Source organism: Sphingomonas sp. Marseille-Q8236 (genome assembly GCF_965112005.1).
This window is the reverse complement of the sequence record NZ_CBCOPO010000002.1, coordinates 21,587-34,001: the sequence shown is the minus strand read 5'-3', so window position 1 is coordinate 34,001 and position 12,415 is coordinate 21,587. Positions and strand designations below refer to the sequence as shown.

The window sequence follows — 12,415 nt, the reverse complement described above, 5'->3', positions numbered from 1 at the left end:
CGGCGATGGCCAGCATTCCCTTCGATGACGTACGCGCCCCGCGCGACCAAGGCTCCGTCGAACGGAGCGACGGCGCGGCGGCGCACCGACTGATCGGCTTTGGATCACTCTCCATTCCGCTGGCGGGTGCTGGCCTTCCGCTCGCGCTGTTCGTGCCGCAGCTCTATGCCAGCCATTTCGGGCTGTCGCTGGCGACGATCGGCTTCATCTTCTTCCTCGGCCGCTTCTGGGACGTGGCGGCGGATCCGATCGTCGGTACGCTATCGGATCGCACCCGCAGCCGCTTCGGGCGACGAAAGCCGTGGATCGCGGCGGGCGGCCTGCTGTTCGGAATCGGCTCGGCGCTGCTGTTCTTTCCGCCCGCAACCGTCGCACCGCTTTATCTGGGTGCCGCCCTCTTCGTCTTCTACGCGGGCTGGACGATGATCGAAATTCCCTTCTCCGCCTGGGCGGGGGAGTTGTCGGACGCATATCATGAGCGCACACGCATCGTGACCTACAAACAGACCATGTCCGCCATCGGTCTGTTGCTGGTTCTGATCCTGCCGACGTTGATCGAGCAATGGCGCCCGGCGGACGGCGTGCTGAAGCTGCACGCCACAGGCCTTTTCGTCCTGGGGACCCTGGCGGTTGCTCTGCCACTGGGCCTGAACGCGATAGCCGAACCGCCGGTCGCCGCCCTGCCCTCCCATCGCATCGGCTTCTGGCGGACGGCAACGGTCGTCTTCCGAGACCGGTTGCTGCTGCGCGTGCTCGCCTCCGATCTGGCGGTGACCGCGGGCCAGTCGATCCGCGCCGGGCTGATCGCCTTCTTCTGCGTCAGCTATATGGGGCTGCCGCAATGGGCGAGCGGGCTCTATCTCCTGCAATTCGTCTTCGGCGTTGCCGCCGGGCCGCTCTGGCTGGCGATCGGGCGACGGCTGGGCAAGCGCGAGACGGCGATTGCGGGGGAACTCGCACAGGCGGCGATCAACATCGCCTTGCTCGCGGTCTTCCCCGACATGCTGTGGCTGTTGATCGCGCTGGCGGTGGCGCAGGGGCTGACCCAGGGGTCGGGCAACCTGATGCTGCGCGCGATGGTCGCCGATGTCGCCGACGCGCACGAATTGGCGACGGGGCATAACCGCACCGGCCTGTTCTTCTCGGTCTTCAGCCTGGCGACCAAGGCGGGTCCCGCGATCGGCATCGGCCTCGCGCTCCCCTTGCTCGCCTGGCTGGGCTTCCAGCCCAAGGGGCATAGCGCGCCCGCCGCGCTGGAAGCCCTCAAATACGTCTTCGCGCTCGGCCCTGCCGTCGCGCACATCATCTCGGCTGCGCTGATCTGGCATTTTCCGCTCGACCAGACCCGCCACGCCGCGATCCGCCGCGCACTCGATGCGCGTGCGGCCACCGTTCCCGTCGAAGCCTGAAGGAGTGTGTGACATGACCGTGATCCAGCACCAATTCTACAATGCCGCCGACACCCAGAACCCGCTCGACATCGTGCCCGTCGCAGGGCGGATCGGGGCCGAAATCCGCGGCGTCGCGCTATCCGGCGATCTCGACGACCCGACCGTCGACGCGATCAAACAGGCGCTCGGCCGCCACAAGGTGATCTTCTTTCGTGGCCAGACGCATCTCGACGACGAAACGCACGAAGCCTTCGCCGCACGGCTGGGCGAGCCGCTGGCGCATCCCACCGTCCCGGTGGCGGAAGGGTCGCGCTTCCTGCTCGAACTCAACTCGCGCGAGGGCGAGGCGGCATCGCAATGGCATACCGACATCACCTTCCTCCCCGCCTTCCCCGCCGCATCGATCCTGCGCGCGCTGGTGATCCCACCGGCGGGCGGCGACACGCTATGGGCCAATGCCGTCGCCGCCTATGACGGGTTGCCCCCCGCGCTCAAGGCGCTGGTCGACGATCTGCGCGCGGTGCATACCAACGCCTATGACTATGCCACCGCCAGTCCGGAGGCATCGTCGGAGGCGATCCGCCGCCACCGCGAGACTTTCGCCTCCACCGTCTATGAAACGGAGCATCCGGTGGTGCACATCCATCCGGTGACCGGCGAGACGGCGCTGCTGCTGGGCAATTTCGTCAAGAGCTTCGTCGGCCTCAACCGCGACGATTCCAACCGCGTGTTCCAGATTTTGCAGGATCAGGTCACCAAGCCCGAGAACACGGTGCGATGGCGCTGGCAGCCTGGCGACGTGGCGATCTGGGACAATCGCGCAACGCAGCACCGGGCGATCGCCGACTTCGGCAAACAGCGGCGTCACCTGCGCCGCGCGACGATCGCGGGATCGGTCCCGGTAGGCCTGAACGGCGCCTCCAGTCGCGCGCTGAAGCCCGAACCCCTGCTCCAGGCGGCGGAGTGAAGACCGCTGCCGATGTCCCCCAGGCAGAGACATCGGCAGCTTTTTCCATCGGTTGCATGCATAAACTGCAATCGACGGGCTGCACTTCGAACGCAACTTGCCGCAGCCGAAACGTTATCTCCTGCTGAAAGGGCCGTTCGGCCCGCCACGGCAAGGGAATAGCGGACTATGGCCAGGACGATCGCCGATATGTTGAACGACACGCTGGTCGAGGCCGGCGTGTCGCGTATCTGGGGTGTGACGGGCGACAGCCTCAACGGCTTCAACGACAGCATGCGCCGGTCGGGCAAGATCGCCTGGATGCACGTACGAAACGAGGAAGCCGGCGCCTTCGCCGCCGGGGCCGAGGCGGCGGTGACGGGCGAACTGGCGGTGTGCGCGGGCAGTTGCGGGCCGGGCAACCTGCATCTCATCAACGGGCTTTACGATTGTCACCGCAATCACGTGCCGGTGCTGGCGATCGCGGCGCATATCCCGTCGAGTGAGATCGGGCTGCGTTATTTCCAGGAAACGCGCCCGACCGAGTTGTTCCGCGAATGCAGCCATTTCTGCGAAATGGTGCAGGACGCGCGCCAGATGCCGGAGCTTCTGCACCGGGCGATCCGTACCGCCATCGGGCAGCGCGGGGTCGCGGTTCTGGTCATCCCCGGCGACGTCGCGTTGCAGCCCGCGCCCGAGACGCGCGCGGTGGCCTTCGCGCCGCCCGCAACGCCCCGGCTGGTGCCGCAGCCGCAGGATCTGGCCAGCATCGCCGCGCTGCTCGACCAATCCCGAGCGGTCACGCTGCTATGCGGTTCGGGCACCGCAGGCGCACATGATGAGGTCGTGGCGCTGGTCGAAGCGCTCCAGGCGCCGATCGTCCATGCCTATCGCGGCAAGGAATGGATCGAGTATGACAACCCCTATGACGTCGGCATGACCGGGCTGATCGGCTTCTCGTCGGGCTATCACGCGATGATGGAGTGCGACACGCTGCTGATGCTGGGCACCGACTTCCCCTATCGCAATTTCTATCCCGACAAGGCGAAAGTGGTGCAGGTCGATCGCGACCCGAGCGCGCTGGGGCGGCGCGTGCCCTTGGACATGGCGGTGGTCGCCGATGTGAAGGAAGTGGCCAGCGGCCTGCTCCCCCTGATCCGGGCAGGACGCGACGGCGCCTTCCTCGACAAGGCGCGGGCGCATTATCGCGATGCCCGCAAGGGGCTGGACGACCTCGCCACCCCGCGCACCGGGGAAAAGCCGCTTCATCCGCAATATGTCGCGACGTTGATCGATCGGATCGCGGCGGAGGACGCGGTGTTCACCGCCGATGTCGGCACGCCCGCCGTCTGGGCCGCGCGCTATCTGACGATGAACGGTCGGCGGCGGATTGTCGGATCGTTCAACCACGGATCGATGGCCAATGCCCTGCCCCAGGCGCTGGGCGCACAGGGCGCGTTTCCGGGGCGGCAAATCATATCGCTGTCGGGCGATGGCGGGCTGTCCATGTTGATGGGCGACATGCTGACCGCGGTGCAGATGGCGCTGCCGATCAAGATCGTCGTCTTCAACAACTCGACGCTGGGCTTTGTCGAACTGGAGCAGAAGGCATCGGGCTATGTCGACACCAATGTCTCGCTCGACAATCCGGACTTCGCCGCCGTGGCGCGCGAAATGGGCTATTTCGGCGTCCGCGTCACGCGATCCGATGCGCTGGAACAGGCGTTGCGCGACGCCTTCGCGCATGACGGCCCGGCGCTGGTCGATGTGGTGACCGAGGGGTTCGAACTGATCATGCCGCCCAAGATCCAGGCGGAACAGGCCAAGGGCTTCAGCCTCTATGCGGCACGCGCCGTGCTCAGCGGGCGCGGCGACGAGGTGATCGAACTGGCCAAGGCCAATATCTTTCGGTGATCGCCTCGCCGCGCCCGACATGGTCGGCCGGAAGGCTGCGCGCGGTGGCATTCGTCGCGCGCTGCACCGGATCGGCGATGCTCGCCGCGTTGGTGGCGGGCGCGGTGGGGCTGGGCCATCCGATCTGGGCGGTCGCTGGTCCGCAACTTCGAATTCCAGCTTGCCGGGCGGTTCGAACATTATAGCGACGTCGGCTCGGTCGCGAAGCCGAAGATCGCCGGTGCCTGGGACGTGGTCTGCGGCATCCGCCTGCGCGGCTCCTATGCGGAGGGGTTCAAGGCCCCCAATCTCGAACAGATCAACGCTCGCGTCGTCACCCGCTCGAACAGTCGCGTGGATTATGTGCGGTGCGAGGCGCAATTGCGGACCGGCGCGATCAGCTCCTTCGCCAATTGCAGCCAGTCATTCGCGATCAGCGCGCAGCGTTCGGGCAATCCCGATCTGAAGCCCGAAACGTCGAACACATGGAGCGCAGGCGTCGTACTGGAGCCGCATTTCCTCGACACCGTGATCGGCCGGATCACCCTGACCGCCGATTATTGGAACGTGAAGCAGAAGGGCATTGTCGGCATCTTCGGCGAAGGCAATGCATTGATCGCCGACTATCTGGCGCGTGTCGGCGGCACTACCAACCCCAATGTCGTCCGTCAGGCACCGACCGCCGACGACATCGCGCTGTTCGCCGGATCGGGGCTCCAGCCCGCGGGCCGCGTGCTCTATGTCAATGATCGCTATGTAAACCTGTTGCCGCAACAGGCGTCGGGCCTGGACCTCGGCTTCGACTGGCGGCTGCCCGATTTCGGCGCGGGGGAACTGACTCTGTCCGCCAATGCCGCCTATCTCCGCCGCTTCTTCCTCGAACCCTCCGATCCGATCCAGGCGTTGATCGACGCGCGCGCCGCCGGCACGATCAACGCCGGAACCAGGATCGCCGACGCGGGTGATCTCGTCCGCCAGAACGGCAAGCCGCGCTGGCGCGCGACCGGGACGGTGACGTGGCGCTATCGCAATTTCCAGATCGGGGGCTTTACCCAATATACCGGCGATGTGGACGATACCGGCATGATCGATTCGACAGGCGCGGCATGGCTGATCCAGGATCAGATGACCTATAACCTCTATGGCCAGGTCAGCGTGGGCAACAAGCGCGAGGGGCAGCATCGCATGCGGATCGGCGTCAGGAACCTTACCAACGAAAAGCCGCCACTATCGTCGAACGGCTTCCTCGGTTCGCTGTACAATCCCTATGGCCGCTACTGGTACGCCAATATCCAGGCGTCCTTCTGATGCGCATCCATCGTCTGGCGCTGATCGCGCTGCTCGTCCCGTCGCTGCTGGCCGCGCAGGAGGAGGAACCACAGGCTCGTTCGCCCTCCGGCGGCGACATCGTCGCCTATGACCAGATCCACAAGCCGGTCGTCGGGCGGGGCGGGATGGTCGTCAGCCAGAACAAGCTGGCCGCCGACATCGGCGCGGACATCCTGCGCAAGGGCGGCAATGCGGTCGACGCCTCCGTCGCGGTCGGCTTCGCGCTGGCGGTGACACTGCCGCGCGCGGGCAATGTCGGCGGTGGCGGCTATATGCTCGTCCACATGGCGGCCAAGGACGACAAGCCCGCGCAGGACATTGCCATCGACTATTATGGCCAGGCCTCGCGCCACACGACCGACGACCTGCTGCTCGGCACGGACGGCAAGGTCGATCCCGCCAAGGTCATGTCGATGAAGGGCGTGGCCATCCCCGGCACCGTCGCGGGGCTGTGGGAGGCGCACCGCCGCTTCGGCTCGCTGCCCTGGGGAACGCTGATCGCCCCCGCCATCGCCATGGCGGAAAAGGGCGTCACCCTGTCCGACGACGAGGCGCACGCGCAGGCCGCGCAGCGCAAGCTGATGGCCGACGACCCCGCGGCGACGGCCATGTTCTTCAAGCCGGACGGCAGCGCCTATGCGCCGGGCGAGACCTTCCGCCAGCCGGACCTCGCCGCCACGCTCAGGACGATCGCCGCTAAGGGTCGCGACGGCTTCTATACCGGTCCGCTGGCCGAACGGATCGCGGCGGGTATCCGCGCCGGTGGCGGCATCATCAATGCGGGCGACCTTGCAGGCTATCGCGCGATCGTCTCCGCGCCGATCTGGTCGAGCTATCGCGGCAAGCGCATCGCCTATATGCCGCCGACCGCCTCGGGCGTCAGCGTCGCCGAGGCGATGAACATCCTCGAAACCTTTCCGGTCGCGCAAGCGAAATGGGGCAGCGTCGCCAACCTGCACCTGTTGTCCGAGACGATGAAGATCGTGTCCGCCGACCGTCGGCTGGTGGGCGGCGGCCCCGATTGGCGCACGCCCGCGCTCGGCCTCGCCAGCAAGGGCTATGCCGCCGAGCGGGCCAAGCTGATCCGCGCGGACAAGTCGCTGGGCAAGGACGACGTCCCCGACGGCAACCCCTATCCCTATGAAAGCCGCGACACGACGCATTTCTCGGTCGCGGACGCGGCGGGCAACGCGGTCAGCAACACCTACACCCTGTCCGCCTCTTATGGTGCGCATGTCGTCGCGCCGGGGACCGGCATCCTGCTCAACAATTCCCTCGGCAACCTCGCCTGGGGCCGCCGGGGCACCGCCAGCGAACGGCGCGCGACGCGGCCCGTCGCCAACAAGCGCGTTGGATCGACGATCACCCCGATCATCGTCTTCGACGCCGACCGGCCATGGCTGGTCACCGGAACCCCCGGCGGGGGCTATATCATCGCGACGATGGTGCAGCTCCTGTCGAACGTCATCGACCATGGCCTCAACGTCAGCGAGGCGGCGGAGCGCCCCCGCATCAACCAGGGCGGCGGCGACGCCGCGCTGGAGCTGGAGGAAGGCTTCTCGCCCGACATCGTCCCCCTGCTCGAAGCGAAGGGACACAAGGTCCGCCGCTCGAACACCATGGGTTCGATCCAGTCGATCATGGTCGATGGCGAACGCTTCCTCGGCGCCGCCGACACCCGCCGTCCCGACGCCGCCGCCATAGCCGTTCGCTAGGAGCTCGACATGCACCATATGACCTTGGCCTTCGCTCTTCTCGCTGCCACTCCGGCCACCGCCCAGATCGCCGAGCCGCAGCGCCAGGTGATCCTGGCGGACGTGGATGCGCGTGCCCCCGATCTGGCGCGCACCGCACTCGCCATCTGGAATGCCGCCGAGGTCGGCTATCAGGAGACGAAGAGCAGCGCGCTGTTGCAAGCCGAGTTGAAACGCGCGGGCTTCACCGTCACGCCCGGCGTCGCCGACATGCCCACCGCCTTCGTCGCGAGCTTTCGGCGTGGCAAAGGACCGGTGGTCGGTATCCTAGCCGAATATGACGCCCTTCCCGGTCTCGCCCAGCGCGCGGAGCCGAAGCGCGAGCCGATCGCCGGCCAGGCGGCGGGCCATGGTTGCGGCCACAATATCTTCGGTGCGGCGTCGATCACGGCGGCCGTGGCGGTCAAGGACTGGATGGTCGCCAACCGGATCGATGGTGAGGTCCGCGTCTATGGCTCGCCCGCCGAAGAGGGCGGATCGGGCAAGGTCTACCTCGTCCGCGCCGGCCTTTTCGATGACGTGGACGCCGTCCTCCACTGGCATCCGGGCGACATCAACCAGGTCAGCACCGGGACGAGCCAGGCCAATATCTCGGGCAAGTTCCGCTTTCACGGCCTGTCGGCCCATGCCTCCGCCGCGCCCGACAAGGGGCGTTCCGCGCTGGACGGGGTCGAGGTGATGAACGTCGCGGTGAATTATCTGCGCGAGCATGTGCCGATGACGACACGGATCCACTATGTCGTCACCAAGGGTGGCGAGGCGCCCAATGTCGTCCCCGATTTCGCCGAAAGCTATTACTATGTCCGTCACACCGACCCGCAGGTCGTTCGCGGCGTGATGGAGCGCGTCCGCAAGGCCGCCGAGGGGGCCGCGATCGCGACCGGTACGACATCCGAGTTCGAGGCGACCGGCGGCGTCTATTCGATGCTGGCCAGCGAGACGTTGGCGAAGGTGATGGACGCGAACCTGCACGCGGTCGGTGGTGTGCGCTGGACGCCGGAGGAAAATGCCTGGGCCAGCGGGCTTCAATCGACCCTGCCGGCCCGAAAGCCGCTCGAAAGCGCGGCCAGCGTCGCCGCGATCACCGATGCGGACATGGGCGCATCGACCGACGTCGCCGATGTGTCATGGGTGGTGCCGACGATCGGGCTCAACGCGGCGACCTGGGTGCCGGGCACGCCCGCCCATAGCTGGCAGGCGGTGGCCGCATCGGGCTTCTCGATCGGTGCCAAGGGCGGCACCGTCGCGGCGAAGACCATCGCGCTGACCGCCGCCGATCTGATGGTCGCACCGCAATTGCTGGCCGATGCCAAGGCCGAACTGATCCGCCGCCGGGGCCCCGACTTCCGGTACAAGGCCATGCTCGGCGACCGAAAGCCGCCGCTTGATTACCGCCGTGCGAGCATCGACCAGCGCTAGAGCGATCAACCACCACCCCCGCTGCCCGTCCGAAAACACCGAACACCCGTTGCCGGTGCGAAACGAATGATACATGGTATCCCAAGAATCCCCTTACGAGATCGGTCCATGCCCCAGCCCATGAACGCCCTCCCCTCATTCGCCAATCGTCGCGCGCGGCGGGTCGTCGCCGGTCTGGCGGGTGGCCTGTTGATCGCCTTGTCGACGAGCGCCAGCGTCGCGAGGAATGACGGTTATGCGGGTTATCTCGCCCCCGGCGAATTCGACGTGACGCAGGTGATCGAGCCCGCCCCACGCAAGGGCGATCCACGCTACGATACCGACCGCAGGATTTTCCGGGCGACGCGCACGCTGGCGGATACCCCGCGCTGGCAATTGGCGACCAACGATGTCGATACCTCGCGGCCCGCGCTGATGCGCGACTTCAGCTGCGCCATCGGTGTCGCGCTGACGCCGGAGAATGCGCCGCTGACGCTCCGGCTGGTGTCGCGCGCCGGAGCCGATACCGCCGGGCAGACCAATATCGCCAAGAATGTCTATCGCCGGGCCCGCCCCTTCCATCAGGACAAGGGGCGGGTGTGCCAGCCGGTCGCGCAGCTTGCCGACAGCTTCGACTATCCGTCCGGCCATACCACCTGGGGCTGGACCTGGGCGCTGATCCTCACCGAACTGGCACCCGACCGCGCCGGGCCGATCCTGCGCCGGGGCCGGGCCTATGGCGACAGCCGCTTCGTCTGCGGCGCGCATAACGAAAGCGCGGTGGAGGGCGGGATGCTCTCCGCCAGCGCGACCATGGCGCTGGTCCGTACCAAGCCCGCCTACCAACAGGATCTGACAGCCGCCCGCGAGGAGATCGCCCGACTGCGTGCCGATCCCGCAAGCCCCAAGCCGCAGGGCTGCGCCGCCGAGGAGTCGCTGATCGCGCAGCGCGTCATGCCGAGGCTCGACCGTTGAGGCGCGTCCTTCCCCTTCTCGCGCTGGTCGCCGCCACCGCGAGCGCGCAGGACTATCAGCCGCGCGAGACCTTCGCGCCGTTCGACATGGGTCAGGCCGTCAACCGCTATCGCAGCGCGAACGGCCTGCCCGGCCCCGATTTCTGGCAGAATCGCGCGGACTATCAATTGCGCGTGACCCTCGACCCCGCGACCCGGACGATCGCGGGGACGGCGACGATCACCTACACCAACAACAGCCCCGACACGCTCGACGTGCTGTGGCTGCAGATCGACCAGAATCTCTACAAGCCGGTATCGCGCGGCGGCATGGCGCGTGGCGGTGCCCCGGCAGGCCATACCGATGGCATGGTGATGGAAGCGGTCGGCGTCGCCATCGCCGGCGGCCCGGCGGCAGCGGTGACGCCGCTGGTCAGCGATACCCGCGCGCAACTCCGCCTGCCGACACCGCTCGCACCGCATGCCAAGGCGGTGGTGACGATCCGCTATCACTATACCATCCCCGAGGCCTGGGGCGGCCGCACCTCCTGGGGCAAATCGCCGGGCGGCGACATTTACGACATAGCGCAATGGTATCCGCGCATGGCGGTGTATGACGATATTCGCGGTTGGGACACGGCACCCTATCTCGCGCAGGAATTCTATCTCGAATATGGCGATTTCGACTATTGGGTGACGTTGCCCGCGTCGATGCTGATGGCGGGATCGGGCGAGCTCATGAACCCGCGCGAGGTGCTGACCCCGACGCAGGTCGCGCGGTTGGACAAGGCACGGGGCAGCGATGCGACCGTCCCGATCCGCAGCGTCGCGGAAATTGCCGATCCCGCCTCCCGCCCGACGCGCGGCGGGACGCTGACCTGGCATTACCGGATGCAAAATACGCGCGACGTCGCCTTCGCCGCCTCGTCCGCCTTTGCCTGGGACGCCGCGCGCATCCGCCTGCCGAACGGCGGCACGTCGCTCGCCATGTCCTATTACCCGGCCGAAAGCGCGGGGACCGCGCGCTGGGGCCGCTCGACCGAATATGTGAAGGACACGGTCGAGCGATTTTCGGCGCGCTGGTATCCCTATCCCTGGCCCGCCGCGATCAACGTCGCGGGGCCGACCAGCGGCATGGAATATCCCGGCATCGTGTTCGACGCACCCGAGGACGCGGGCAAGGAGCTGTTCTGGGTCACCGCGCATGAGATCGGGCACAATTGGTTCCCGATGATCGTCGGCTTCGACGAACGACGCCATGCGTGGATGGACGAGGGCTTCAACACCTTCATCGACGTCTATCAGTCGGATGACTTCAACCACGGCGAATATGGCCCCAAGCGCGACAGCGAATATGCCGAGGGCGGCGGCAATCCGGTCGACGAGATCCTGCCCGTCCTGGCCGACAAGGATGCGCCGCCGATCCTGTCCCGCGCGGATACCGTGATCGAAAAGTGGCGGCATCCGGTCACCTATTTCAAATCCGCGCTGGGCCTGGTCCTGCTGCGCGAACAGATATTGGGGCCGGAGCGCTTCGACCCCGCCTTCCGCCGCTTCATCGCCACCTGGGCCTATCGCCATCCGCAACCCGCCGACTTCTTCCGCGCGATGGAAAGCGAGGCGGGCGAGGATCTCTCCTATTGGTGGCGCGGCTGGTACGCCAACAACTGGCAACTCGATCTGGCGGTGACGGGGATAGAGGCAGCCAAGGACGGTACGCCGCTGGTCCGGGTGGCGTCGCGCGACAAGCTGGTGATGCCCGCGACGCTGCGGGTCGGCTATGCCGATGGCAAGACGCGCGACATACGCGTGCCCGCCGAGACTTGGATACGCCAGACATCCACAGCGGTGCCGGTGCCGGCGGGCAAGGTGGTGAAGGTCGAGCTCGACCCCGATCACAAGCTGCCCGACCGCGACCGGTCGAACAACATCGCCATAGGCTGACGATAGCGAGAGCCCTAGGGTCAGGACTCGTTGATCACAGCCAGAAGATGACGGTGGCAGCGAGGGTGACGGCGGCAAAGAAGGCAGTGGGGCAGCGATCGTAGCGGGTAGCGACCCGACGCCAGTCTTTGAGGCGGCCGAACATGATCTCGATGCGGCTGCGGCGCCGGTAGCGGCGCTTGTCGTATTTGACCGGCTCGTTGCGTGATCGCCGGCCCGGGATGCAGGGCTGGATGCCTTTGGCCTGGAGGGCGTCCCTGAACCAGTCGGCGTCGTAGCCGCGGTCGCCGAGCAGCCACTGCGCCTTCGGCATGTCATCCAGCAGCGCTGCCGCGCCGGTGTAGTCGCTGACCTGGCCCGCGGTCATGAAAAAGCTTAAGGGGCGCCCGTTTGCATCGGCGACGGCATGTAGCTTGGTATTCATACCGCCTTTGGTGCGGCCGATCAGGCGGCCAAGATCCCCTTTTTTACCCGCAGGCTTGATGCCGTGCGGTGCGCCTTCAGATAGGTTGCGTCGATCATGACCGTCTGCGGCTCGGCGCCAGCTGCAGCCAGACCTTCCATCATTCGCGTGAACACGCCGGCCTCGCCCCAACGCTTCCACCGATTGTACAGCGTCTTGTGGGGGCCATACTCGCTAGGCGCATCTCGCCAGCGAAGCCCGTTGCGATTGACGAATACGATGCCGCTCAGCACCCGCCGGTCGTCCACCCTCGGCTTGCCATGGCTCTTGGGAAAGAAGGGCCGCAGCCGCTCCATCTGCTCGTCCGTCAGCCAAAACAGGTCACTCATCTCGGTCTCCTTGCG

9 protein-coding genes are annotated in these 12,415 nt (G+C 66.7%); 8 read left to right on the top strand and 1 reads right to left on the bottom strand.

Annotation, left to right across the window (positions count from 1 at the left end):
- Positions 1 to 5 precede the first annotated feature (5 nt).
- The 8 genes from ACWPWT_RS12575 to ACWPWT_RS12540 all read left to right on the top strand — a co-directional run bounded on the left by ACWPWT_RS12575 (position 6) and on the right by ACWPWT_RS12540 (position 11,608).
- Complete coding sequence (locus ACWPWT_RS12575) at positions 6 to 1,409, top strand: MFS transporter (protein ID WP_454279956.1); 1,404 nt, start codon at positions 6 to 8, stop codon at positions 1,407 to 1,409.
- Between the two features lie 13 nt (positions 1,410 to 1,422).
- The gene (locus ACWPWT_RS12570) at positions 1,423 to 2,358 is read left to right on the top strand and encodes a TauD/TfdA dioxygenase family protein (protein ID WP_454279955.1); all 936 of its coding nucleotides are present in this window, start codon (positions 1,423 to 1,425) and stop codon (positions 2,356 to 2,358) included.
- Between the two features lie 168 nt (positions 2,359 to 2,526).
- Entirely contained in the window at positions 2,527 to 4,251 is a 1,725-nt protein-coding gene (gene poxB / locus ACWPWT_RS12565) for a ubiquinone-dependent pyruvate dehydrogenase (RefSeq protein WP_454279954.1), read from the top strand.
- 117 nt (positions 4,252 to 4,368) lie between these two features.
- Entirely contained in the window at positions 4,369 to 5,538 is a 1,170-nt protein-coding gene (locus ACWPWT_RS12560) for a TonB-dependent receptor domain-containing protein (protein ID WP_454280964.1), read from the top strand.
- Positions 5,538 to 7,274, top strand: a complete 1,737-nt coding sequence (gene ggt, locus ACWPWT_RS12555) for a gamma-glutamyltransferase (RefSeq protein ID WP_454279953.1) — start codon at positions 5,538 to 5,540, stop codon at positions 7,272 to 7,274. Before ACWPWT_RS12560 ends, ggt begins: the two co-directional genes overlap by 1 nt.
- 9 nt (positions 7,275 to 7,283) lie before the next feature.
- Positions 7,284 to 8,732: an amidohydrolase gene (locus tag ACWPWT_RS12550; protein WP_454279952.1), complete on the top strand. Its 1,449-nt coding sequence runs from the start codon at positions 7,284 to 7,286 to the stop codon at positions 8,730 to 8,732.
- Positions 8,733 to 8,840: 108 nt separating this feature from the next.
- On the top strand, positions 8,841 to 9,686 hold the full coding sequence (locus tag ACWPWT_RS12545) for an acid phosphatase (RefSeq protein WP_454279951.1): 846 nt from the start codon (positions 8,841 to 8,843) through the stop codon (positions 9,684 to 9,686).
- Positions 9,683 to 11,608 (top strand): M1 family metallopeptidase, encoded by a 1,926-nt coding sequence (locus ACWPWT_RS12540; RefSeq protein WP_454279950.1) that lies wholly within the window; start codon positions 9,683 to 9,685, stop codon positions 11,606 to 11,608. Before ACWPWT_RS12545 ends, ACWPWT_RS12540 begins: the two co-directional genes overlap by 4 nt.
- Before the next feature lie 34 nt (positions 11,609 to 11,642).
- Here ACWPWT_RS12540 and ACWPWT_RS12535 read toward each other — a convergent pair.
- A protein-coding gene (locus ACWPWT_RS12535) for an IS5 family transposase (protein ID WP_454278138.1) occupies positions 11,643 to 12,400 on the bottom strand; the annotation gives its coding sequence in 2 pieces (ribosomal slippage) (positions 11,643 to 12,067 and positions 12,067 to 12,400; 759 coding nt in all).
- Positions 12,401 to 12,415: the final 15 nt, after the last annotated feature.